19 protein-coding genes are annotated in these 23282 nt (G+C 62.0%); 9 read left to right on the forward strand and 10 right to left on the reverse strand.

Features of this window, described 5'->3' with window-relative positions; all coding sequences use genetic code 11:
* Positions 1-113 precede the first annotated feature (113 nt).
* Genes Q0J81_RS00700 through Q0J81_RS00710 form a run of 3 tightly spaced genes read right to left on the reverse strand, consistent with a single transcriptional unit; the run spans position 114 to position 6005 of the window.
* Complete coding sequence (locus tag Q0J81_RS00700) at positions 114-1586, reverse strand: efflux transporter outer membrane subunit (RefSeq protein WP_294445471.1); 1473 nt, start codon at positions 1584-1586, stop codon at positions 114-116.
* Complete coding sequence (locus Q0J81_RS00705) at positions 1583-4786, reverse strand: efflux RND transporter permease subunit (RefSeq protein ID WP_294445472.1); 3204 nt, start codon at positions 4784-4786, stop codon at positions 1583-1585. Before Q0J81_RS00705 ends, Q0J81_RS00700 begins: the two co-directional genes overlap by 4 nt.
* Positions 4779-6005: an efflux RND transporter periplasmic adaptor subunit gene (locus tag Q0J81_RS00710; RefSeq protein ID WP_294445473.1), complete on the reverse strand. Its 1227-nt coding sequence runs from the start codon at positions 6003-6005 to the stop codon at positions 4779-4781. The genes Q0J81_RS00705 and Q0J81_RS00710 overlap by 8 nt, the downstream gene beginning before the upstream one ends.
* 193 nt (positions 6006-6198) lie before the next feature.
* Here Q0J81_RS00710 and Q0J81_RS00715 point away from each other — a divergent pair, with 193 nt between their 5' ends.
* The 4 genes from Q0J81_RS00715 to Q0J81_RS00730 all read left to right on the forward strand — a co-directional run bounded on the left by Q0J81_RS00715 (position 6199) and on the right by Q0J81_RS00730 (position 11251).
* A complete protein-coding gene (locus Q0J81_RS00715) occupies positions 6199-6390 on the forward strand; it encodes a hypothetical protein (protein WP_294445474.1) in 192 nt (63 codons plus the stop codon).
* 30 nt (positions 6391-6420) lie between these two features.
* Positions 6421-7116 carry a Crp/Fnr family transcriptional regulator gene (locus Q0J81_RS00720; RefSeq protein ID WP_294445475.1) on the forward strand — a complete coding sequence of 232 codons (696 nt, stop codon included), beginning with the start codon at positions 6421-6423 and terminating at the stop codon, positions 7114-7116.
* A 645-nt stretch (positions 7117-7761) separates the two neighbouring features.
* Positions 7762-10233 carry a pyruvate formate lyase family protein gene (locus tag Q0J81_RS00725; protein ID WP_294445476.1) on the forward strand — a complete coding sequence of 824 codons (2472 nt, stop codon included), beginning with the start codon at positions 7762-7764 and terminating at the stop codon, positions 10231-10233.
* Positions 10234-10327: 94 nt separating this feature from the next.
* The gene (locus Q0J81_RS00730) at positions 10328-11251 is read left to right on the forward strand and encodes a glycyl-radical enzyme activating protein (protein ID WP_294445477.1); all 924 of its coding nucleotides are present in this window, start codon (positions 10328-10330) and stop codon (positions 11249-11251) included.
* 148 nt (positions 11252-11399) lie between these two features.
* Here the strand turns inward: Q0J81_RS00730 and Q0J81_RS00735 are convergent, their stop codons facing one another.
* From Q0J81_RS00735 to infA, 7 genes are all read right to left on the reverse strand, one after another.
* On the reverse strand, positions 11400-11918 hold the full coding sequence (locus tag Q0J81_RS00735) for a hypothetical protein (protein ID WP_294445478.1): 519 nt from the start codon (positions 11916-11918) through the stop codon (positions 11400-11402).
* Positions 11919-12271: 353 nt separating this feature from the next.
* A complete protein-coding gene (gene coaBC, locus Q0J81_RS00740) occupies positions 12272-13498 on the reverse strand; it encodes a bifunctional phosphopantothenoylcysteine decarboxylase/phosphopantothenate--cysteine ligase CoaBC (protein WP_294445479.1) in 1227 nt (408 codons plus the stop codon).
* Between the two features lie 9 nt (positions 13499-13507).
* Positions 13508-14092, reverse strand: coding sequence for a hypothetical protein (locus Q0J81_RS00745; protein ID WP_294445480.1), 585 nt, complete (start codon positions 14090-14092; stop codon positions 13508-13510).
* A 93-nt stretch (positions 14093-14185) separates the two neighbouring features.
* Complete coding sequence (locus Q0J81_RS00750; RefSeq protein WP_294445481.1) at positions 14186-16141, reverse strand: DUF2207 domain-containing protein; 1956 nt, start codon at positions 16139-16141, stop codon at positions 14186-14188.
* Between the two features lie 183 nt (positions 16142-16324).
* Positions 16325-16891 carry a LemA family protein gene (locus tag Q0J81_RS00755; protein WP_294445482.1) on the reverse strand — a complete coding sequence of 189 codons (567 nt, stop codon included), beginning with the start codon at positions 16889-16891 and terminating at the stop codon, positions 16325-16327.
* Between the two features lie 10 nt (positions 16892-16901).
* Positions 16902-17174 (reverse strand): DUF4911 domain-containing protein, encoded by a 273-nt coding sequence (locus Q0J81_RS00760; protein WP_294445483.1) that lies wholly within the window; start codon positions 17172-17174, stop codon positions 16902-16904.
* 112 nt (positions 17175-17286) lie between these two features.
* A complete protein-coding gene (gene infA, locus Q0J81_RS00765) occupies positions 17287-17505 on the reverse strand; it encodes a translation initiation factor IF-1 (RefSeq protein WP_077071795.1) in 219 nt (72 codons plus the stop codon).
* A 163-nt stretch (positions 17506-17668) separates the two neighbouring features.
* On the opposite strand from infA, the gene Q0J81_RS00770 reads away from it, so the two are divergent.
* From Q0J81_RS00770 to Q0J81_RS00790, 5 genes are all read left to right on the forward strand, one after another.
* Positions 17669-18124 carry a tripartite tricarboxylate transporter TctB family protein gene (locus tag Q0J81_RS00770; protein WP_294445484.1) on the forward strand — a complete coding sequence of 152 codons (456 nt, stop codon included), beginning with the start codon at positions 17669-17671 and terminating at the stop codon, positions 18122-18124.
* Between the two features lies 1 nt (position 18125).
* Complete coding sequence (locus Q0J81_RS00775) at positions 18126-19514, forward strand: tripartite tricarboxylate transporter permease (RefSeq protein WP_294445485.1); 1389 nt, start codon at positions 18126-18128, stop codon at positions 19512-19514.
* A 179-nt stretch (positions 19515-19693) separates the two neighbouring features.
* Positions 19694-20719: a tripartite tricarboxylate transporter substrate binding protein gene (locus tag Q0J81_RS00780; protein WP_294445486.1), complete on the forward strand. Its 1026-nt coding sequence runs from the start codon at positions 19694-19696 to the stop codon at positions 20717-20719.
* A gap of 176 nt (positions 20720-20895) precedes the next feature.
* The gene (nuoE, locus tag Q0J81_RS00785; protein WP_294445487.1) at positions 20896-21381 is read left to right on the forward strand and encodes an NADH-quinone oxidoreductase subunit NuoE; all 486 of its coding nucleotides are present in this window, start codon (positions 20896-20898) and stop codon (positions 21379-21381) included.
* Positions 21382-21394: 13 nt separating this feature from the next.
* A complete protein-coding gene (locus Q0J81_RS00790; RefSeq protein WP_294445488.1) occupies positions 21395-23281 on the forward strand; it encodes an NADH-quinone oxidoreductase subunit NuoF in 1887 nt (628 codons plus the stop codon).
* The last annotated feature ends 1 nt before the right edge of the window (position 23282 follow it).

The following is a 23282-nucleotide window of genomic DNA, read 5'->3' on the forward strand; positions in this document are numbered from 1 at the left end:
TGCAAACAGCCTCTGCCATGGGACGGTGTTCTTTCTTCGGAAAGGGCGCCGTTCTTTTTTTCAACACGAAGTCGGTACATGACGCCCGTCTGCGGTGCTTGCCCGTTGGAGCGCTACCAGCCCCCGCCGAGCGTCACGCACACCTGCGCCACGGCGGAAAGCTGAGCCGCCCGTCCCGCAGCCAGCTGCATCCGGGAAGCATACAGGGTGCGCTCCGCCTCCAGAACGTCGAGATAGGGCGAATAGCCCGCCTCGTATCTGGTCCGGGCAAGTTCGGCCGCCTTTTCCATGCGCAAGGCGGCGTCCGCAAGGCTTTTCACGCTTTCCGCCGTGCCCTTCTGCGCTGCCAGCGCGGAACGTATGTCGCTGAAAGCCTGCTGAACGGAAAGCTCATATGCTGCGGCTGCCGCACGCACGGAGGCTTCGGCCTGCCGCACGCCGCTTATGGTGCGTCCGAAGGTAAAAAGCGGCAGATTCATGTTGCCGCCGAAGCTCCAGTTTCCTGCCGCGCCGGAAAAAAGCCCGTCGAGCTGCGTACTCGAGGTGCCGAGACTCCCTGTGAGACTGATGGAGGGAAAGAATGCAGCTCTGGCCTCGCCCACCTGAAAATGCGCCGCGCGAAGCGAGGCCTCGGCTGCGCGAATGTCCGGTCTGCGCGCAAGAAGCTCGGAAGGCAGTCCTGCGGGAAGCTGAGGCGCGACAGGGAAAGATGCAAGTCTTGCCCCGGACTCCGCACGTCCCGAGAACACGGTGTCCGGCGACGCTCCGGTCAGCAGCAGAAGCGCTCCCTCGGCCTGCTCCACCCTTGTTTTTGCCTGTGCAAGGCTGTCCTTGAGCGAGTCCACCTGCGTGCGCACATTGAGAATGTCCAGCTCGCTGATGGCTCCTGCGGCGTACTGCTTTTCATAGAGCGCGGCAGAATCCTCCCGTGCCTTCAGCGTACGCTCGGTAAGATCGCGCTGCTCACGATAGTTCAGAAGGTCGAAATAAGCCGAGCAGACCTGCCCTGCGAGAGAAAGTTCCAGGGCATGCGCGGCGTCTTCCGCAGAAAGCAGCTCTTCCCTTGCCGCCGCCGCGGCGTTGCGGTACCGCCCCCATATATCGAGCTCCCAGGCAGCCTGAACCGCACCGCTCCAGAGCGAATCCACACGCGAGGGGGAAGAGACGCGCCGAACGCCCTGCCCATCCATGGCATCCACTCGCTCCTCAAGAGCGCCGAGCTCGCGCATGACGCCGTAGGTGGCGGAGGCATCCAGACTGCTCCTTGTTCTCTCGCCCGCGCCCTGTGCGGAAAGCTGAGGGAAAAGATCCGCACGCGCCATGCCGAGCGCCGCCCGGGCCGCGTCCACTCTCGCCAGACTCTGTTCCAGATTCCTGTTCTGCGAAAGCGCGAGGGACACGAGCTCATTCAGCGCCTCGTCGTTGAAGCGCCGCCACCATTCACGGGAAAGCTCGCCCTGTTCAGGTCTTGCCCCCTCCTCTCCCCACGAGGAAGGAAGGGACTGCTCCGGCCTGTGATACTCGGGAGCAAAGGAACAGCCCGACAGAACAAGCGCCGTCATCAAAGCCGCAAGCACGCGTTTCATGACCTCTCCTCCCTGCGCGAGGCACCGAACAGCCGTTCGGAAGCGCGCATGACCAGCACGAAGAAATACGGCACGAGCAGCGGCGCCAGCACCGTGGCCGCAATCATGCCGCACACTACGCTCACGCCTATGGACACGCGGCTCGCCGCGCCTGCGCCGGAGCTGAACGCCAGAGGCAGACAGCCCAGAATGAATGCTATGGACGTCATGATGATGGGACGGAACCTGAGCTTTGCGGCCTCCACGGCGGCTTCCTCCAGCTTTCTGCCCTGCTCGCGCAGCTCCACGGCGAACTCGATGATGAGAATGGCGTTCTTGCACGCCAGGCCGAGCAGCGTAATGATGGCCACCTGTGTGTAGATGTCGTTGCTGAGTCCCACAAGCCAGTTGCCGAAAATGGCGCCGAACACGGCGAAGGGTACGGCGGAAAGCACGGCCAGAGGCAGACTCCAGCGCTCATACTGTGCGGCGAGAATAAGGAATATCATGAGCACGCTCAGGCCGAGCACGCCGAAGTCCGTACCTCCCGTCTCCACTTCCTGATACGTCACGCCGGACCAGGCGAAGGAATAGCCCTGCGGCAGGGAAGCCGCCACCTTTTCCAGCGCGGCGATGGCCTGCCCGGAACTTGCTCCCGCAGCGGGGTTGCCCGTAATCTTGGCCGAAAGAAGGCCGTTGAAATGCGACACCGTGGACGGCCCGCCGTCGGTGGTCACCGTGACGAGCGAGGTCAGCGGAATCTGATCGCCGGTGGAGGAGGTCACGTACAGTGAACGCATGCTGTCCGGCAGACTGCGGAACCGCTCGTCGGCCTGCATCATGACCTTGAAGGTGCGGCCCGACAGGTTGAAGTCGTTGATGTAGGTCGAGCCCAGCGTCGCGCCGAGCATGTTGAACACATCCGCGCAGTCCACGCCGGACATGGCGGCCTTTTCCCTGTCGAGACGAACGAAAAGACGCGGCGCATCCACGCTGAAGGCACTGTTCACCCCGGAAAGTTCCGGCTGCGCCGAGGCCTTTGCCGCAAAGTCGTCGGCCACCCGCGCCAGTTCCTCCGGCGTTCCGGAGGTGGTCTGAATTTCCATCTCGAATCCGCCGGTATTGCTCATGCCCATGATGGGAGGCGGATTGAAGGGCAGAACGAGTCCCCGGCTTTCACCGAGTCCCAGGGCGTATATCTGCCGCAGCGTTGCCGCCATGCCGAGTTCCGGCGTCTTTCGCTCGTCCCAGGGCTTGAGCTGAATGAACAGCGTGCCCGCGCTGGCATCCAGCGTGCTGTTCACAAGATCATACCCGGAAAGACTGAGCACGTGGGCCACGGCAGGCAGGCGCCCCACGGCCTCGCTCACGCTCGTGACAAGCTCACGTGTCTTGGGCAGGGCCGATCCCTCCGGCAGGGAAATGGTGCACATGAGCGAGCCCTGATCCTCTTCCGGCACCAGCGTTGTGGGAACTCTGGTAAAAAGCCAGGCCGTACACAGGCAAAGTCCCGCAAGAATGCCGCAGGATATCAGTCCGTGCCGCAGAAAGAACATGACCAGATGAGAAAACCCTTCCGTCACCGCGTCGAAAAAGCGGTTGAACCAGCGGAAAGGAGCCCAGGGCTGTTTGTGCTCTCCCTTGAGAAGCTTCAGGCACAGCGCGGGCGTGAGCGTCAGGGCCACCAGACCGGAAATGACCACGGCAATGGCGATGGTCACGGCGAACTGCCGGTACATGACGCCCGCAAGTCCGCCGAGAAATCCCACGGGAATAAACACGGAGCACAGCACAAAGACGATGGCGACAACGGCCGACGTCACCTCGTTCATGGCCACGGCCGTGGCTCCGGCCACATCGAGCCTTTCGGTGCGAAGTACCCGCTCCACATTTTCCAGCACCACTATGGCGTCGTCCACCACCATGCCTATGGCAAGAACCAGCGCAAAGAGCGTAAGCGTGTTGATGGAGAAGTCGAGAAGATAGACGCCCGCAAATGTGCCTGTGAGCGCAATGGGCACGGCCAGGCAGGGAATGAGCGTGGCCCGCCAGTCCTGAAGAAAGAGATACACCACGGCAAACACAAGAAGCATGGCCTCCACCAGCGTGCGTACCACCTCTTCCACGGAAAGACGCACGAATATGGTGGTATCATAGGGAACCACATATCCCATGCCGGAGGGAAAATACCGTTCCTGCTCTTCCATGTAGGCGGCCACGCGCTCGGCCGTGTCCAGCGCGTTGCTGCCCGGGGCCAGAAATATGGCCAGAGGAATGGCGGTGGCGCCGTCGATGGCGCAGGCAAAGTTGTAACTTTCCGCGCCGAGCTCCACACGGCCCACGTCGCGCAGGCGAAGCACTCCGCCTTCCGGAGAAGCCCGGAGTATGATGTTGCCGAACTGCTCGGCCGTCACAAGACGCCCCTCTCCCTGAAGCTGCCATGTCATGGTCAGACTGTCCGATCCGGGCTGACTTCCCACGCTGCCCAGAGAATACTGGGCGTTCTGATCATTCACGGCCTGAGAAATGTCGTTCACGCTGATGCCGAGCTCAGCCATGCGGAGCGGATCGAGCCAGATGCGCATGGCGTGATCACGGCTGCCTATGATCTCGGCCTGTCCCACACCGGGCACGCGCTTGAGCCCGTCGAGCAGATTCACAAGAGCGTAATTGCTGAGATAGGTGGCGTCATGCATGCCGTCCCTGGAATACAGCGCCACGATTTCCAGAATGGCGGGCGAAAAGGTGTCCACCGTCACGCCGTACTGCCGCACGATTTCCGGCAGCATGGGCGTTGCGGCCTGCACGCGGTTGTTCACGTTCACCTGAGCGATGTCCGCATCCGTGCCCACGGCAAAGGTCACGGAAATCTGCATGGAGCCGCTCGAGGAACTGACCGAGCTCATGTAGATCATGTCAGGCACGCCGTTGATCTGCTCCTCTATGGGCGTGGCCACCGTCTGGGCGATGATCTCGGGACTCGCGCCCGGATACTGCGCGCTCACCGTGATTGTGGGCGGGATGAGATCTGGATACTGTGCCACGGGAAGCTCGCGTATGGAGAGAAGTCCGGCAAGCACGATGAAAATGGAAAGCACCATGGACAGCACGGGACGCCGCAGAAAAAAACCGGCACGAAGAGTGACGGGGGCACCTGCCGGCGACAACATGGACGGAGCGGAAGGGCCGGACGCGTTCTTTTTCAGAGAATCGTCACTCATGACTGACCTCCCTGACCGGGGCGGGAGCGTCCTCCACGCCGCTTCCCGTCACGGGGGAAGAGGATTCCGGCGTGTCCAGCGGATCGACCTTCAGACTCTGCCTGAGTTCTTCCGCCCGCACCGTCTGCCCTGCCGTCACCTTGTTCTGGCCCTGCACCACGATTCTCTGCCCATGTTCAAGCCCCTTTTCCAGAAGAAAGCTGCTGCCGAAAGCAGGGCCGAGCGTCACGGGAGCAAGATACGCGCGATTCTCCTTGTCCAGCGCGTACACGGCCGTGCCCTGTTCCGTCTGCATGACAGCTTCCTGCGGTATCATGATAGCGCCGACAAGTTTTGCGCCCCCCACCCGCACGATGACAAACTCGCCGGGAAGCAGTCTGCCTTCCGCGTTGGGAAAGCGGGCCCGGGCCCGCACGGCGCTTGTTGAGGAATCCACCTGCGTGTCGAGAAAGATCACTTCTCCCTTCCGGTCGTAGTCCGTGCCGTCCAGAAGGGAAAGCACGGCCATCGAGCCTTCGCCGTAGCTTACGGCCCTGCCCTTCGACTCCATGTCGCGCATGGAGAAAAGCTCCACGCTCGGCACGGAAAATTCCACATCCATGGGATCGCTCTGATTGATGAACGTCAGCGTGCTGTCCGTGCCCACAAGATTGCCCGTGCGCGTCACCTCGCGGCTTGTAAAGCCGGAAAAGGGCGCTGTCACCCGGCAGTACCCGAGCGTTATGCGTGCCTCGTTCACGGCGGCCTGCGCCGACTCTCTCCGTCCCTGCGCGCTTTTCCACGCGGCGTAGGCGCTGTCACGCTCCTGACGGCTCACCGCATTGGAAGCGTAGAGCTTCTGCACGCGGTCATATTCCTTGCGGGCGTTCTCCAGCGTGCTTACGGCGTCGGCAAGCTGCCCTTCCGCCTGACGAAGGGCCGCCCGAAACGGAGCTTCGTCTATCTCAAAGAGCACGGTCCCCTGCTTCACGTACGCACCTTCCTTGAAAAAGCGCTCCATGAGAATGCCCGACACCTGCGGCTTTACCGCGGCGGAACGACTGCCCTGCGTCTGCCCCATGAAGGTGGCGTAAAGAGGAACGTCCATGCGTTCGAGTTTTACGGCCTTTACAAAGGGCGGCGGAAACGTCGCCCCGGCGGACTGTTTTTTGTCATCCTCGTTGCAGGCGACCAGAATCAGACAAAGCAGCGCGACTCCACTTGCACGCAGCGCATTCATGACCCATCCTCCATGGCTGAACGTTTTGCTCCGGCCGCCCGGAGCCGGACGTCTTCCTTCCGCCGGAAGGGGCACGGAGAAAAAGAAGCGTCCCTTCGTCCGCCCGCGCATTGACAAAAGACCGGGCAAACGTAGATTATGGCAATCTCCTTTGTCTTAATACGGCGATGAAAAGCACGCCATGAGGTTTTGTATGAGTCCTTTTATTGTTCGCGGTTTCCTTATCGGCAGCTCCGTCGGCATCTTTGCCGTTCTCCTCGGCTTCGTGAACACGGCGGAAGGCATCGTGTTCGGCGCCACCATGGGACTGCTTGCCGGGCTCACGTCTGCAAAGCTTTATGAAAAGCGCATGAAGGACAAGGCAAATCAGAACAAGCGCCCGTAGAGCCGCCTTCAGCCGCACAAGGAGAGAGCCATGCACATCTTCCGGCCCGGCACGCGCCGCTTTCTGCCCGGCATGGTGGACAACCTTTCCCCGGAGTGGAAGGCCGTCCTCTCCGCCGGTCGGCGCATGGTCCTGAAAAAGGGGGAATTCCTGCTTCCCGACGGGGAGACGAGAAGCTTCGGCTATCTGACCTCCGGCCGCATCTGCTCGACCCACACCTCCTACGGAGGCGGCGCGCATTCCATGCTCATCTTCGGCCCCGGCACCCTGATCCGGGAAGCCTACGTCTGTTCGGGATTCTGCCAGAGCCTGCCGCACTTTCAGTGTCTGACCGACGTGGAGTGCCACATTTTTCCCGGAGACCTCCTTCACGACGAGCGCTTCATCGCCGCGCACCCCGAACTCATGCGCAGCATGCTCTATTCCGTCAGCGTCAAGCTGTCCCTGTTCGACGCCATGCTCTCCATCATGAGCTGCCGTACCGTGGAAGAAAAGGTGGCCATGTGGATGTATTACTGCTGCGACAGCTGCGGCAGAAGCTCGTTTTCCCCGGGCATAAGCCAGATAGAGCTTTCCCTGCTGCTCGGCGTGCACAAGTCCTCCCTCAACAAGGTCGTTCTGGCCCTCAAAAAGCACGGCATTCTGGAGTGCTTCACAAAGACGAGGCTCTCCATCCTCGATGAGCGGCGGCTCTTCCGCGCCGCCTGCGGCGAGCTGCTGCTCTAGCACGGCGGGAAGAGGCGCCGGGGCCGTCCGCACGCTCCCGATTCCCGGCGCGCAGCTTTGCGCCCGGCCCACGATGCAGCCTGAGAGGAGACTCTCCCCCAAGGCCCGTGCCGCACGCCTTCCTCCTCCGGCGGGAGACCCGCCGTTTGCGCAGAACGCCCGCAATCAGCCCATGTTCCGGCGCAGGATTCTTCCGGCGCACGGCTCCGGGACCCTGCGTCCGCCAGAACGCGGCGCTCACGAAAATCCCCCGTTCCACCAGCAGGACGGCAAAGCCTTTCCCGGTTCAGGACAACTATCGGGAAAAAATGCTTTTCGGCGCATCTTTTTTTTTGCCGTTTCTTCTATGCTTCCTCCATCTTCACGCACGTTCAGTCTTCGGAACGCCGCGTGCCGTCCGGCCCATCCCTTTGCGGATCTCCCCTGAGAAAGAAAAAAGGCGCCGGATGCCCGGGCCTTCCCCGGGCGTCAGGTTCCCGGAGAAGAAGAGCACGGGAGCTTGCCGCACGCCAGAAAGTCCGGGCGAAGGCTTCCGCATCCGCCGTCGGCATGAAGGACGAGGCGGCCACAGCCTCGGACGCGGCGACCGAAAACGCAACCCTTTTCACGCAGAACTTCCGGTTCTGTCCTTCATGGAGGTCCATCATGTCTCAGGCCTGCTGTCTGTCTCCCCAGGAAGAACGCATCTGCAGCCATCACGTCAGCCGGAAAGGTCACGAACGGGTCTTTGCCATACGCGACCGCGTCCAGTTCGACATTCCCCACATAGACATAGAACGGGCACGCTACTTCACGGAATCCATGCGCGAGACGGAAGGACAGCTTCTCACGCTTCGCTGGGCCAAGGCGATGAAGAACGTGGCGGAAAAGATCACCGTGTACATAGACGAGGGCTCCCTTCTTGCGGGACGTGCCGGCTGCCTCGGCCGCCACGGCATCCTTTACCCCGAGCTCGACGGCGACTTCTACAGGGAGGTCCTTGCCGGCATCAACAGCCGCAAGACCAATCCCTTCCGCATATCGGATGAAGACGTGCGCATTGCCCTTGAAGACATAGCGCCGTACTGGGAAGGCAAAACGTTCCATGAACACCTCAACGCCGCCCTGCCGCCCGAACTGCGCAAGCTGACCTACTCGGACGACCGCGGTCTGAAGTCAAAGTCCATCGTCAACGAAACCGCCTCGTACCGCTCCGGGCTCCAGTGGTGTCCCGACTATGAGAAGGCCATACGCAAGGGCTTCCTCGGCCTGAAGAAGGAAATCGAGGAAAAGCTGTCTTCCCTCGATCTGGAAAACGCCCTGGACATTTCCACGAAAAAGCCTTTCCTCGAAGCCATGCTCGTCATCTGCGACGCCATCATGATCTGGGGCAGACGCCATGCCGATCTGGCGCGGAAGCTTGCCGCCGGGGAAGCCGATCCCGTACGCAGAAAAGAGCTGCTCCGCATCGCCGAGATATGCGACCATGTTCCCGCCCATCCCGCGCGCACCTTCCATGAAGCGCTGCAGTGCCAGTGGTTCGTCCAGATATTCTCCCGTCTGGAACAGCGTACCGGCGGCGTAGTGTCCAACGGACGCATGGATCAGTACCTCTATCCCTTCTACAAAAAGGACATGGAGGACGGCATCCTCACCCGGGAACAGGCCAAGGAACTGCTGGAGTGCATGTGGGTGGAAATGGCCCAGTTCGTGGACTTCAACATATCTCCCTCCGGCTCCGACTTCTATGAAGGCTACGCCCACTGGGAAGCCGTGACCATAGGCGGACAGACCAGGGACGGCGAAGACGCGACGAACGAGCTCTCCTACCTGTTCCTGGAATCCAAGAGGGAATTCCCCCTCAACTATCCCGATCTTGCGGCACGCATCCATTCCCGCTCCCCCGAGCGCTTCCTGCACGAAGTGGCCTTGACCATCAAGGACGGCTCGGGCTATCCGAAGCTCATCAACGACGAGGAAACCATCCCTCTGAACGCCCTCAAGGGCGTCCCCCTTGCCGAAGTCTACGACTACGCCGTATCCGGCTGCACGGAAACCCGCTATCCCAACCGCGACACCTACACCTCCGGCTGTGCCTACATCAACTTTGCCGCCGCGCTGGAAATGACCATGTACAACGGCCGGATGCCCTACTACGGCGACGAGCTGCTCGGCCTGGAAACGGGCGATCCCCTGACCTTCCGCACCTGGGAGGAATTCTACGACGCCTACAAGAAGCAGCACGTCCATCTGATACGCCGCTCCTTCCAGCAGCAGGCCGTCGTGGACAGGCTGCGTCCGGAACACTTCGCCTCCCCGCTTTCCTCCTGCCTGCACGACCTGTGCATGAACGCCATGACCGATCTGCAGAGCGAACGCATCGAAGGCGGCGTGGACTTCTCCTATTTTGAAATGCTGGGCTACGCCACGGTGGTGGATTCCCTCGCCGCCGTGAAGAAGCTGGTATTCGAGGAGAAGGTCGTTTCCATGGAAGAGCTCCTCCGGGCCTGCCGGGCCGACTTCAAGGGCTATGAGCCGCTCCGCGAACAGCTGCTCCACGCTCCCGCCTTCGGCAACGACGACCCCTATGCCGACGCCATAGCCAAGGATCTCGACCGTCTGTCCCTTGAGGAGGCCGACCGCAGTTCCAAGGAAAGAGGACTCAACGCCGAACTGCGCTTCGTTCCCATCACCTCGCACATCACCTTCGGCAACGTCATAGGCGCAACGCCGAACGGACGCACCGCCGGCACGTCCCTGTCCGACGGCGCCTCTCCCTCTCAGGGCGCCGACCATGAAGGCCCCACGGCCGTGCTGCTCTCCAGCTATCATTCCAAGAACTACGACATGCTGCACCGCGCCTCGCGGCTGCTGAACATCAAGCTCTCTCCCAAGAGCGTGGCCGGAGAGGAAGGAACGCGCAAGATCGTGGACCTCATCCGCACCTGGTGCGACCTCAAGCTCTGGCATCTCCAGTTCAACATCATCAACCGCGAAACCCTCCTGAAGGCGCAGAAGACGCCGGAAAACTACCGGGGCCTGCTGGTTCGCGTGGCCGGATACAGCGCCTACTTCTGCGACCTGTCTCCGGCTCTTCAGAACGACATCATCGAACGCACGGAATCCGAACAGGTCTAGACGTCCGGGGGACCGGGACGCCCCGGCCCCCCCCGCCACTTTCCGGGAGGCAGAGCTCTGCCTCCCGTTTCCCGTCATGTCCGAGGAGACGCCTATGCAAGACGACAATGACCGGCAGGGGCTGGTCTTCAACATCCAGAAGTTCAGCGTTCACGACGGAGCGGGCATCCGCACCCTGGTCTTTCTCAAGGGCTGCGGCCTGCGCTGCCGCTGGTGCAGCAATCCCGAGTCCCAGAACACGCGCCCGGAAAAGGCGTTCAACCCCTCGCGCTGCATAGGCGCGGAGCTCTGCGGCCGCTGTCTTGAGGCCTGCCCCTCGGGAGCCCTTTCCCTCGACTCCGGCATGGTGCGCTTCGACGTTTCCCTCTGCACGAACTGCATGGCCTGCGTGAAGGTCTGCCCCTCCCGGGCCCAGACCTGCTACGGCGAACGAAAGACCGTGGCGCAGATCCTCAACGCCGTGGAGCGCGACGGCGTCTTCTACTCCCGCTCGGGAGGAGGCATCACGCTGAGCGGCGGCGAGGCCCTTCTGCAGGAAGAATTCTCCGTCGCCCTTCTGCGGGAAGCCAGACGCCGTCACGTCGACACCGCCGTGGAGACCTGCGGCTTCTATCCGTACGAGAAGCTGCAGCGGGCCGCCCCCTTCCTGAACACCCTGATATTCGACATGAAATGCGCCGATCCTCAGAAGCATGAACGCTTTACCGGGGCGCGCAACGACGTCATCGTGGAAAATCTGCAGCGCGTCCGGCGTGATTTTCCTCATCTGCCCATACTCGTGCGCACGCCCGTCATTCCCGGCTTCAACGACACCGAAGAGGACATTGCGGCGATACTCGACAAGCTTCCCCCGAAAACGGGTTACGAGCTGCTGGCCTATCACCGTCTCGGCCTGCCGAAATACGGCTATCTCGGCCGCCGCTATCCGCTGGAGGACGCCGTGCTTGATCCCGGCGTCATGCCCGTTCTGAACGCGCTCGTGCAGCGGAGCGGAAGAACGCCCCATCCCACGGCCTGACCCCGCCCTCTCCCGCTTCCGGCAAGAACCACGAACAGGCGCCGGCCGCGTCCTTTCCCGTCCCCTGTCTGCGCCGCACGGCGCAAAAACGCCTTCCCCGTCCATTCGACGGGGAAGGCGTTCTGCATAGAAACGGGAACCCTTGCCGCTACGCCTGACGCCTGGCGCAGAAGCGCAGAAGACGGGAGAGAAAAACCAGAGCACGCTTGAAGGAAGCCTCATCCTGAGCGAGGGACTGCGGCCGGGGAAGCTGAATGACAAGCCTGCCGTACACTCTCTCCTGACAGAAAGGAAGAAGCGTCTTCGGCATGGAGAGCGTATCTCTGGCGTCGGAGCCGAAAAGAAGCAGCACGCGGGGATTCAGAAGCTTCACGCCGGACCAGAAAAGCGCGGGACCGTCTTCCGGCTTCTCTCCGGCAAGTCCGCAGGGCCAGAACACGTGCGTTCCTCCCGGATGCCGAAGCTCCATGAGCATGCGCACGATGACCTGACGGCGTACGTCGTCCGGCCTGCCGGTAAGATCCTCTCCGAGTCCGGCATAGGTCCAGAGCACGAGAGGACGCGGCGGCAGAGGGCGGCGGTTCTTGAGCGCGAGCCAGCTTGCGGGCCACTGTTCCACCGGCAGCGCGCCGGGCGTGGCAAGAAGGCCGCCGTCCGAAGATAGCACGGGACGCGTCTGTGCAGCGCCTGCCGCGGGACGGGCGGACGGACTCTGCCTGACCTGAGCGGAAGCGGGAGCCTCCGCGCGGGGGGAAGCGGCCTGCACCGGAGAGTCCGGCGCAAACGCATCCCCGGCTCGGGAGGGCGCGGACGACGGACGGGATACGCCTCTTCGTTCCGGCGCAGGCGCACGAAAGGACGGCGGAACATGCCGGGGAACTCCGGCGCTCCGCGGGGCAGAAGTTTCCTCGAGAGTCTCATCCTTCGAGGCCCGCAGTTCAGCCACACGCTGCGGACTTTCCAGCAGCAGCGCTGAAAGGCCCGTCTTGAGCCACGGGCGCACTATGGCGGAAGGAACCATCATACAAACAGCGTGCGTATCCAGTCGATGAGCTTCCAGGCGACCTGCGGCTTGGGCATGTCGGGCCACACCTCGTCGCGTCCCTGAGAGTCGGCCACGTACACGCGGTTGGCCGCGCGGCCGAAGCCGTCAGATATGCGGTTGCCCACAACAATGTCCGCGCCTTTGTTCTCCAGCTTGTGATGAACGGCAAGGCCGAGGGCGTCCATGTCGGGCACGCTTTCAGCGGCAAAGCCCACAACCACCTGGCCTTCGGAGCGCTCTTCGGCAAGCGTGCGGAGAATGTCGGCGTTGGGCAGGAAGGAGAGCGTGAATCCGTCGCCTGCGCGATCCTTCTTGAACTTGCCCGGGCCGTGCGGCTCGGGCCTGAAATCCGCAACAGCGGCGGTGAACACGCCCGCGTCGGATGAAGGCCAGAGCATTCTCGCCCGGTCCAGCATCTGGGCGGCGGTGGTCACGTCGTGCCGATGAAAGGCCGGATCATCGGGAAGCCACAGGTCCACGGGACCGCACACGGCATGCACTTCCGCACCGCGCAGCCACGCGGCCACGGCGATGGATGCGCCCATGGTTCCGGTAGAGCCGTTGGTCCAGAAACGCACGTCGTCCCAGCCCTCGCGCGTGGGGCCCAGAGTCAGCATGACGGTTCGGCCTTCCATGTCCTGAGGCGTAAGCGCCTTGAGACCGGCAAGATAAATCATGCGCAGATCGGCAAGCCGTCCCTGTCCCTCGTCGTGACAGGCCACCACGCCGCTGTCCGGCCCCACGAAGATGAAGCCTCGCTCGCGCAGCGTTTCCACGTTGGCCTGCGTGGCGGGATTGCGCCACATACGGGGATTCATGGCCGGAGCCACCACCACGGGGCCATCAAAGGCCAGCGTCTGGGCGGAGAGCATGTCGTCCGCAAGACCGTGCGCAAGACGGGCCAGCATGTCGGCCGAGGCCGGAGCGATGACCATGGCGTGGGCGATCTGCCCGGGTTCCAGATGCTCGAAGGGCTCCTCGGAACCGAACATGTCCCCATACACCGGCGACGCGCCGAGAGCGCGGAAGGTAAGAGGCGAAATGAACTTCTGCGCCGCAGCGGTCAGCGTGGCGCTCACGTTTGCGCCCGTGTCCTGCCAGCGATGAACAAGCTCAGCCGCACGAAAGGCAGCCACGGATCCGCAGACGCCCATATGCAGCCTCTTGTCCGCAAAACGCTTGAACAGCAGATGCTTTTCCATACAGGAACCCTATTCGGAAAGACTGGTCACCTGACCGGAGCTGCCGTAGGACGAGCCGGAACCGGAATAGGAGGATCCGGAGTAGGAGGAAGAGCCGGAGTAGGACGACGCGCCGGAAGAAAGACCGCTGTTCACGCTGCTGTGCACTTCGGGCACAAGGCTCAGGATATCAACGTTCACGCCGTTGACCACCCACACGTCCATGGACGTGTTCACTACGCCTTCGCGATAGAAAATGGCCGCATAGTGGGGAGCCTTTTCATAAAGCTGCACGGAACGGACGCCGACGCTGGAACCGCGAAGCTGCCATCCCTGCCGGGCCATGTTCTGCATCATGACGTTGGCCAGAGAGGTGCCGTCCACACGGCCGCTAAAGGATTCCAGTCCGAACTTGCTGCCGTCGGGTCCCACGGTAACCAGCGTTTCGGAAGGAACGGTGCTCATGGGAGCCGGAATGGGCACGTCCCGGAACTGGGAAATGTACGTCTCGGTGATGCTGGGCTGTTCAAAGGGGTTGCTGATGGAAGACATGCTGGAACAGCCGGTAAGCATGAAGGCAGCGGCCAGACCGGCGAACATCATGCGAGCTTTCATGGAAGATACCTCCGAAAGGGGGAAGATACTTGCGCGAAAAAGGTAAACGAACGGAAAACACCCTGTTTTCTCCGCCTTATGTCCACAAATACACTATGCTAAAAAAAAAGGCTGCGCAAACGGCGCAAGAGCGCTGCGCCCGCGCCGGCAGCAGCCCCCCCCGCCGCCGCCTCCACCTCCGCTGCCCGCCCCTCCTCCGCCGTCGCCGAAGGAGCTGGACGAGGAAGCCGAACCTCCGCGTGAACTCTCGCAGGACGACGCGCTTCTGTCAGCATCGGCGGAAAAGGCTCCCGCAAGCGCGGGTGTCAGCACCTGGGCATCCGAAACGGCAGCGGCGGAAAGAACGGCGGAAAAATGGGCGCCCCATGCCTGTTCGAGTCCCAGGGCCACGGCGTAGGGAAGAAGCTCTCGATAATGCGCAAGCGTTTTCTCCGGAGGATTGAGCGCCGCAAGCGCCGGGCCTTCCGCCATGCGCATGTAAAGCGCGAGCCCCTCTATGCCGTCAAGCAGGACGCGGGCCTCCTTCGTGGGAGCATCCATGATGCCGGAAAAAAACAGCGGAATGAGCAGAGACAGTGCGGCGAGCGCCGTTTCTGCAGGACTGAGCATATCCAGGGCGTCCCTGAAGACGGTGACGATGAAAAAGCCGACAAAGGCCAGCATTCCCGCCTGAAAAAGAAGGAAAAACGCAAAGACGCCGTAACGCCCCGAACGGAAAAGTCGGGCCGCCCCCTGAAAGAACCTGCGGAACAGAAAGGAGAAGAAAAGCATGAGTATAAGAAGGCCCGGAGCCTTTTCAGGCAGCACGCCCCCCGTGACATGGCCGACGGCGGCCGCAAGCGCCGTCACCGTTGCCGCCATGCCGAAAAAAGCCCACACCGAGCCGAAAAGTCCCTTCATGGAGCCGCCCGCACCCTTCCACAGCTTCCCGTAGTCCTGCCGAAGCTGCGCGCCCAGGGCGCGGCGCATGGCGGCAATGGTCTCGCCGTGCTCCCTGTCCACGGGTATCCGGCCCTCAAGAAGTTCAAGAATGCGCTGCTCCTCCGCAAAAGGAGAATCCCCGGAGCCGCGCTCGAGCACAAAGCCCTGCTTCGCGCTGCCCTCAATGCGGCAGCATCCGCGCCCGAAAAGCGAAATGACCGCCGCGCCGAAGCAGCCCGGCGTCACTTCCGTCTTATGGAAAAGAAAACCTGCGGCCGCAGGCGAAAGAAGCGCGTTCTCTCCGTTCGTGCGGCGATGCGGGGGATAAAAAAGCGGTACAATGACGCCCTTTTTCGGATCCCTGCCGGTAAAGAACCACGCAAGGAAGAAGTACAGCAGCACGACAGCGTCAAGCACGGCAAAAATGACGACGCCGGGCACACTGCCGCCCGCCCTGTCCAGAGTGACGAAGCCCTTTTTCCAGCCTGCGGCCACGGTGAATTCCTCACCGGGGTCGACGGCGCGCTGCGCAAAAAAACGCATGACAAGACGGCCGTCCCTCACCTCATGCGTCATGGTCACAGGAGAAGTTCGGCTTCCCTGCACTCCCAGCCAGGCATTCTGACCGAAGAATGGCGCACCCGGAGGACAAAGCACCGTGCAGGACGCCTGATCCACGGGCGCTTCCCAGCCGCTTCCCGTGACGTTCCAGGTGAGTTCGTCGTTGTTCTCGAAAAGACCGGTCTGACCGGTCATGCGGTAGGAAAGAAAAAATTCATGCCTGCCCGGAGAAAGTACGCTTCCCCTGTCACGCTGGTACACGCGCACCATGCCCGGGGAGTTCTTCACGTCGTCTGCGGACAGAGCTCTTCCGTCGAGGCGTACCTCAAGCACCTGCATGGAGGCGCGCCCCTGCTCCCGCCAGCGCGTCACCACGGGAATGTCACGAAAGATGCCGTGGAACTCCCCTTCGGCCGGGACGTCCACCAGAAGCGTTTCGGAAACCACGATGTCGCCGTTGCCGGCCACGTCCACAAGCGCGTCGAACTCACGTACGCGCACGGGCGCCGCCAGAGCCTCCGCCGCCACGAGCAGCCAGAAGAGCATTGCCATGAGCCACTGCTTCACGTCTTCCCCCTGTACGGGCGTCCAGCATGGCGTCAACAGCTGCGCCTCCCTGCGCCCGTGAAGTCACGGTACGCGGAGGCGACAAAAAAGGGAAGAAGCACAGACCTCTTCCCTTCTCACATAGTTGCGGCTCTTCCGGGAATACGTCCGAAGGCGCCCTCGCGGCGCACCCGGCACGGTCGCCTACTTTGCGGAATACCCCTCCGGTACGGCGGCCTCGCTCTCGTCGGAAAGCTCGAAATATTCCATTCTGCGGAAGCCGAACCAGCCGGCCACGACATTGCCCGGAAACTGCATGATGCGGTTGTTCTGATCGCGCACCGTGCCGTTGTAGTAACGCCGGGCCATCTGAAGATCGTCCTCCAGACTCGTCAGCGAGTGCTGAAGCTGCAGAAAGTTCTCGTTGGCCTTCAGCTCGGGATAGGCTTCCGCCACGGCAAGCAGCTTTCCGAGCGCAAGGCTGAGCCCCTTTTCGGCCTCACCCACGTCCCGGGCACTGCCGCCCTCGGCCTTCATGCCCGCCTCCCGCGCGCGGGACACGGCGGAGAGCACATCCTTTTCATGCACGGCGTAGCCCTGCACCACGCTCACGAGCGAGGGCACAAGATCGTGTCTGCGCCGAAGCTGCACGCCTATGCCGCTCCATGCTTCCTCGGCAAGATTGCGGCCGCGCACCATGGCGTTGTAAAGATGCACGAGCGCAAGCGCAAGAACGACGATAACGACGGCAACAATGCCCGCTATGACCATGAGCGCTCCTTCAAAAGCGGTTGTCCGACTCTTCGGCGGAAATTCTTCCATCCGGCACGCAATCCGTGCCGGACCATGGCCAGTCCTGCACCTCGAAAGGCACGGTTCTCTTCATGCCTTCCAGAAATTCCAGAAGCTCCCCGCGCTGATGCGGAGAAAAAAGCAGCTTGAAGAGTCCCTTTGCCGGATCGAGCACCGTCAGCATGGCAAGATGCCCGCCTCCACCTTCCAGAAGATAACGAAAAAGACCCGTATCACGGGGAGCGATACGGATCAGCAGCATCTCTGACGTGCAGGCCGCAGGAAGCCGGACGGGCTTTCGGCGCCCGCTGCCCTTCCCGGAAGAAGGACGGGACACGGCCTCCCCCGACGTGAAAGCGGCGGGCTGCTCCATCTTACTTCATGCGATAGGTGATGCGTCCGCGGGTCAGATCGTAGGGCGAAAGCTCGACCTTCACGCGGTCGCCGGGCAGAATGCGGATGTAGAACTTGCGCATCTTTCCGGAAATATGGGAAAGCACTTCATGACCGTTTTCCAGCTTCACGCGGAACATGGCATTGGGAAGAGCTTCTTCCACGATGCCGTCGACTTCAATGGCGTCTTCTTTAGGCATGGTTCCTCCAAAAAAACTATCGAGACACCTTCCCTGAATATGAGCCCGCTGTCAAGGGGAAGCCGCCTGTCCCGGGCCGCTTTCCGCGCGTTGCCCATCTTTTTCTTCTGTTCTATACTCGCCGCGGCAAAAAAGCCTTTTTTCCCTTTCCCGGACGTCTGCCATGATTCCGTTCCGTTCCCTTCTTTTCCGTCACGCTCTGCGCGGTCTGCTGCTTTTTGCCGGAGCCGCGGCTCTTCTTGCCGCTCCGCCCGCGCTCTCTGCCGGTCTTCCCGGCCCGGGAATCTGGCCGCGTCTTGCAGGAGCGGGCCTTCTTGTCTGCGCAATGATCATGCCCCGGGAGGCGCAGACGCAGGCAAAGCCTTCCACGGCAGCCGTACGCCGCGCGCTCGGCCTTGTGGCCGCCTGTCTTCTCTGGCTTGTGCTGCTTCATCCTGCGGGATGGCTGCCCGCAACCTTTTTTGCCGGACTTCTCGCCTGTCGCGCGGGCGGCTGCACGCTGAAGGAATCGCTTGTGCTTTCTATTCTGCTCTCGACTGTGCTCTGGCTCGGGCTGGAGCGTCTGCTTCAGTACGACCTGCCAGGAGGCGCACTCTTCTCCCTCGCCAAAGGAAACTGACATGGACGCCGCTTTTGCCGATCCCTCCCTGTTTTCCGGCGTTCTTGCCGGCATGGCGGCCGTCGCATCCCTCAAACTCTGGCTGCTCGTGCTTGCTGGCGTGTTTCTCGGCATGACCGTAGGCGTGCTGCCAGGCTTCGGTCCGCCCGCTGCCATGGCTCTGCTTTTTCCTCTGGTCTACGTGCTCGAGCCGCTTTCCGCCATTTCCATGCTTTCGGGCCTTTTTTACGGGGCCAAGTACGGCGGGGCCGTCACATCCATATTAATGGGCATTCCCGGCGAGGCCGACGCCGTGGCCACGCTGTTTGAAGGACATCCCCTCGCGCTCGGCGGCAAGGCACGTCAGGCGCTCGCCACGGCTACGTTCGCATCCTTCACGGGCGGAATATTCGCCTCGCTCGGCATGGTGCTGCTTGCTCCCGTTCTTTCCCGGGCAGCCCTGTTCTTCGGACCGGCGGGACGGGCAGCCTTCATGGGCGGCGCGCTGCTTCTCGTTGCCCTCACCAGCCCCGGCGGCGTAAGGCGCAGCCTGTGCATGATCTTTCTCGGCCTTGTGCTTGCTATTCCCGGCATGGCCCCCGTATACGGAACCTCGCGCCTCACGTTCGGCTTCTGGCAGCTTTCCGAAGGCGTGGAACTCACCTCCCTGCTGCTCGGCATGTTCGGCATAGGCGACCTTCTGGCCGCCCTGCTCTCCCCGCCGGAAAAGAAAAACGCCGACGCCGCCTGCCTTGTGCCTCCACTCAACCGCCTGTCCGCCTTTATGGCCGCCCTGCGCGGCAGTCTTCTCGGCTTTCTGACGGGTCTTGTCCCCTGCGGCGCCGGCGTCACCGCAAGCTTTGCCTCTCACGCGCTGGAAAAACGCATAAGCCATCACCCGGAACAGTTCGGCAGGGGAGCATGGGAAGGACTCGCCGGTCCCGAAGCCTCCAACAACGCCGCAGCCATGGCCTCATTCGCCCCGCTGCTTCTGCTCGGACTGCCCACCAACCCCATAATGGCCGCCCTGCTCGGCGCGCTCACCATCGTGGGCGTGGTCCCCGGCCCCGCCCTGCCCGAAAGTCAGCCCGACTTCTACTGGGGACTCATCGTCTGCCTTCTCATGGGCAACGTGCTGCTTCTTGCCCTGGGGCTCGGACTCGCCGGATTCTGGGCGCGTCTTGCGTGCCTGCCCTTCCGACTCCTGTGGCCGGTGATTCTTCTGCTCTGTCTCACGGGCTCCTATGTGGGGGCGGACGGCATGTCCGGTCCCGTCCAGTGCCTCATCTTCGGCCTTCTGTCAGTGCTTCTCAGGCGCTGCGGATGCTCGCCCGCGCCGCTGGTGCTTGCCTTCGTGCTCGGTCCGCGCCTCGAGACACACCTGTTGCAAACACTGCTCTCCTTCTGGTAGCATACTCTCTTTTTTTTCACTTTTCCCGACTCTTTTTTGCAAACTGATTGAACACTCAATGAACACCCCCTTGCAAAAATACCGCCATTATAGTATGTTATATAGATATATCGTCAGTCGCTATGTGAAAAAAGGTTTTATGCTTGCCGATTTCTTTTTTCCCTGTAGAGATATGCAACATGAAATGGCGCACTCCTCACTTCTTTTTTGCCGCTGTCTGGCTGGCTCTTCTGTCCCTTCCCGTTGTTCCCGGCGCTTTCGCCTCGGGCAGCAACGTACAGCTCTCCATCGCCTTCAGTCCGGGAGGAGCTCTCGACGCCGTTGCCCGCACCCTTGCCCGTGAGGCGGAAAAGGAGCTGGGAGCAAAGGTCATCGTGCAGAACGTTCCCGGAGGGGGCGGCATGACGGGCGTGGCCAGACTGGCGCAGTCCAAGCCCGACGGTTCCCGTCTGACTGCCTGCGTGACCAACGCACTCATTTTCATTCCTTTCAGAAACAACGCCCCCTACGATCCTCTCAAGGACGTGGAACCGCTGCTTGTTTTCGGACAGGCCTCGCCCGTGCTGGTGACCCGTCCCGACGCACCGTGGAAGGACATGGACGCTTTTCTCGCCGCCACGAGGGAAAAAGGCGGCGACATGCGCATCGGCGTTCCCGGTCTGGGTACGCCCTCTCACATTGCCCTTGCCGTCATGGCCGCAAACGATCCTTCCCTCAAGTGGCGCTTCGTGCCCTTCGGCGGTCCCGGCGAAGCGGAAGCCGCGCTTCTCGGCGGCCATCTGGACGCTGCGGCAAGCGGTGCCCTTCCCCGCATAAAAAACGGTCAGCTGCTTCCTCTCATGGTGCTTGCAGGCACGAATCTTCCCGCTCTTCCCAATGTGCCCTCGCTGACCGACAAGGGATTTTCCGATCCCGGCCGGGGAGACTCGTCCTTCATTCTTCTCGCTCCGGCCAAAACGCCGGAAAAAACGCTGGAAAAAATTTCCCGCGCCTTTGAAAAGGCCGCGGAAAGCGAAGCCTACAGAAAGACTCTGGAAGGCTTTTCCGTGGCTCCTGTGCTCAAAAACAGACAGGAAGCCCGGGAATTTCTCAGCCAGGCATGGCAGGAGGAAGGAAACATTCTCAAGGCTGCGGGCATAGCCGACATGCCCGCAGCCTCCCCCAAAAAGGGGACCGCCGGAGCAATTCTTCCTAAAGAAGAATGATTTCGACGGGATGGGGAAAAAGTACCGCTGTCCGACGCACGAGGGACTGCGGACTTTTTCGTCACGGGCGCAGGCGTTCCGCATGCGTCCCTCAAACACAGTCCCGCAAGGGACAGGCTCATCTGTCCGCACGTGGCGGCGGTCATGAGTCAGGATAGTACCAGGAGGATACCCATATGTCTTGCAACTGCACGGCCAAACCCATTGACCTTGCTCCGCTCATGGACATTCTGAAACCCTACCGGCAGAACCCGAAAGGTGCGCTCATTCCCGTTCTGCAGCAGGCTCAGGATGTGTACGGCTATCTGCCGCAGGAAGTTCTTGAAACCATCGCGTCGGAACTGCGCGTTCCGGTTGCGGAGGTGTTCGGCGTGGTCACGTTCTACGCTCAGTTCCATCTCAACCCGCGCGGCAAGAACATTGTCCGCGTCTGTCAGGGTACCGCCTGTCACGTCCGCGGTGGCGCCGCCATTCTGGAAGCGGTGAGTCATCACCTCGACATCAAGCCCGGCGAAACCACCAAGGACCTTAACTTCACGCTGGAAACCGTGGCCTGTCTCGGCGCCTGCGGTCTGGCTCCCGTCATGATGGTCAACGACCACACCCACGGACGCCTGATCCCCGACGACATCCCCGGCATTCTCGACAGCTACCTGGCATAAAGGAGAGGACGACATGCTTGAACTGAAACGTCTCACTTCCGTCGACGCGCTCAACAAGCTGCAGGAAGAAGCCCGGCCTCTGCTCAGCCTGCGCCACTACAACCGCGCGCCCCAGCAGGAAAAGTATCAGATTCTCATCTGCGGCGGCACGGGCTGCACCTCCTCGGGCAGCATGAACATCCGCGACGCCCTGCAGGCGGCCATCGACAACCACGGTCTGCACGACCGCGTGAGCATCGTGGTCACCGGCTGCCACGGCTTCTGTGAACTCGGCCCGCTCGTCATCTTCTATCCCGGCGGCATTTTCTATGTGCGCGTCCAGCCCGAAGACGCCGATGAGCTCATCACGACCACCGTGCTCGAAGGCAAGACCGTGGAGCGCCTGCACTATCAGGGCCGCACCGGCAAGACCCCGCGTCACAGCTACCGCGACATGCTCTTCTACAATCTGCAGAAGCGTCTCGTTCTGCGCAACTGCGGCCGCATCGACCCGGAAAATATTTTTGAGTATATCGCGAACGGCGGCTATCAGGGCATAGCCAAGGCTCTTTCCATGGGCCGTCAGGCCACCCTTGAGGAAGTGTTCAACTCCGGTCTGCGCGGCCGCGGCGGCGCGGGCTTCCCCACCGGTCTCAAGTGGAAGTTCATGGCTTCCGAAGAAGCCGAACCCAAGTACATGCTCTGCAACGCCGACGAAGGCGACCCCGGCGCGTTCATGGACCGTTCCGTGCTCGAAGGCGATCCCAACGCCGTCATTGAAGGCATGCTCATAGGCGCATGGGCCACCGGCGCCACCGAAGGTTATGTGTACGTGCGCGCCGAATATCCGCTTGCCATCAAGCGTCTCGGCATCGCCCTTGCCGAAGCCGAGGCTCTCGGACTCATCGGCGACAACATTCTCGGCACATCCTTCAGCTTCCATCTGAAGATCAAGCAGGGCGCGGGCGCCTTCGTGTGCGGTGAAGAAACCGCCCTCATGCGCTCCATCGAAGGCAAGCGAGGCATGCCCCGCGTGCGTCCGCCCTTCCCGGCCAAGCGCGGACTGTGGGAAAAGCCCACGGTGCTCAACAACGTGGAAACCTTTGCCAACGTGCCCCGCATCATCACCGACGGCGCGGAAGCCTTCCGTCAGGACGGCACCGAAAAGTCCCCGGGCACCAAGATCTTCGCGGTCACCGGCAAGGTGCGCAACACCGGCCTTGTGGAAATTCCCATGGGCGTTTCCATGCGCCACATCATTTTCGACATCTGCGCAGGCATCAAGAACGAAAAGAAGTTCAAGGCCGTGCAGATAGGCGGTCCTTCCGGCGCATGCCTGCCCGCCTCCATGCTCGACAACCCCGTGGACTATGATTCCCTCACCGCCGCAGGCGCCATGATGGGCTCCGGCGGTCTGGTCGTGGTGGACGAAGACACCTGCATGGTGGACCTCGCCCGCTTCTTCCTCACCTTCACTCAGGCCGAAAGCTGCGGCAAATGCACTCCCTGTCGTGAAGGCAGCAAGCGCATGCTGGAAATTCTGGAACGCATCTGCGGCGGCGAAGGCCGTGACGGCGACATTGAAGAACTCGAACGCCTGGCCCACACCATGCGCACCTCTTCGCTCTGCGCCCTCGGCCAGACGGCCCCCAACCCCGTGCTCTCCACGCTGCGCTTCTTCCGCTCGGAATACGAGGCGCACATCCACGACAAGAAGTGCCCGGCCGGCGTATGCACCAAGCTGCTCCAGTACAGGATTGATCCCGAAAAGTGCAAGGGCTGCACGCTCTGCGCCCGCAACTGCCCCGTGGGCGCCATCACCGGCAAGGTGCGCGAGCCCCACCTGATCAATCCCAACAAGTGCATCAAGTGCGGCACCTGCATGGACAAGTGCAAGCACGGCGCCATCAGCCGCGTGTAAG

Origin of the sequence: uncultured Mailhella sp. (assembly GCF_944324575.1) — a bacterium.
Classification (GTDB): Bacteria; Desulfobacterota; Desulfovibrionia; order Desulfovibrionales; family Desulfovibrionaceae; genus Mailhella.

Bases quoted from the DNA above. Each gene is read 5' to 3' on its own strand.
- Q0J81_RS00700 (WP_294445471.1), bottom strand. From the start codon at position 1,586: ATGAAACGCGTGCTTGCGGCTTTGATGACGGCGCTTGTTCTGTCGGGC.
- Q0J81_RS00705 (WP_294445472.1), bottom strand. From the start codon at position 4,786: ATGAGTGACGATTCTCTGAAAAAGAACGCGTCCGGCCCTTCCGCTCCG.
- Q0J81_RS00710 (WP_294445473.1), bottom strand. From the start codon at position 6,005: ATGAATGCGCTGCGTGCAAGTGGAGTCGCGCTGCTTTGTCTGATTCTG.
- Q0J81_RS00715 (WP_294445474.1), top strand. From the start codon at position 6,199: ATGAGTCCTTTTATTGTTCGCGGTTTCCTTATCGGCAGCTCCGTCGGC.
- Q0J81_RS00720 (WP_294445475.1), top strand. From the start codon at position 6,421: ATGCACATCTTCCGGCCCGGCACGCGCCGCTTTCTGCCCGGCATGGTG.
- Q0J81_RS00725 (WP_294445476.1), top strand. From the start codon at position 7,762: ATGTCTCAGGCCTGCTGTCTGTCTCCCCAGGAAGAACGCATCTGCAGC.
- Q0J81_RS00730 (WP_294445477.1), top strand. From the start codon at position 10,328: ATGCAAGACGACAATGACCGGCAGGGGCTGGTCTTCAACATCCAGAAG.
- coaBC (WP_294445479.1), bottom strand. From the start codon at position 13,498: ATGGAAAAGCATCTGCTGTTCAAGCGTTTTGCGGACAAGAGGCTGCAT.
- Q0J81_RS00745 (WP_294445480.1), bottom strand. From the start codon at position 14,092: ATGAAAGCTCGCATGATGTTCGCCGGTCTGGCCGCTGCCTTCATGCTT.
- Q0J81_RS00755 (WP_294445482.1), bottom strand. From the start codon at position 16,891: ATGGTCATAGCGGGCATTGTTGCCGTCGTTATCGTCGTTCTTGCGCTT.
- Q0J81_RS00760 (WP_294445483.1), bottom strand. From the start codon at position 17,174: ATGCTGCTGATCCGTATCGCTCCCCGTGATACGGGTCTTTTTCGTTAT.
- infA (WP_077071795.1), bottom strand. From the start codon at position 17,505: ATGCCTAAAGAAGACGCCATTGAAGTCGACGGCATCGTGGAAGAAGCT.
- Q0J81_RS00770 (WP_294445484.1), top strand. From the start codon at position 17,669: ATGATTCCGTTCCGTTCCCTTCTTTTCCGTCACGCTCTGCGCGGTCTG.
- Q0J81_RS00775 (WP_294445485.1), top strand. From the start codon at position 18,126: ATGGACGCCGCTTTTGCCGATCCCTCCCTGTTTTCCGGCGTTCTTGCC.
- Q0J81_RS00780 (WP_294445486.1), top strand. From the start codon at position 19,694: ATGAAATGGCGCACTCCTCACTTCTTTTTTGCCGCTGTCTGGCTGGCT.
- nuoE (WP_294445487.1), top strand. From the start codon at position 20,896: ATGTCTTGCAACTGCACGGCCAAACCCATTGACCTTGCTCCGCTCATG.
- Q0J81_RS00790 (WP_294445488.1), top strand. From the start codon at position 21,395: ATGCTTGAACTGAAACGTCTCACTTCCGTCGACGCGCTCAACAAGCTG.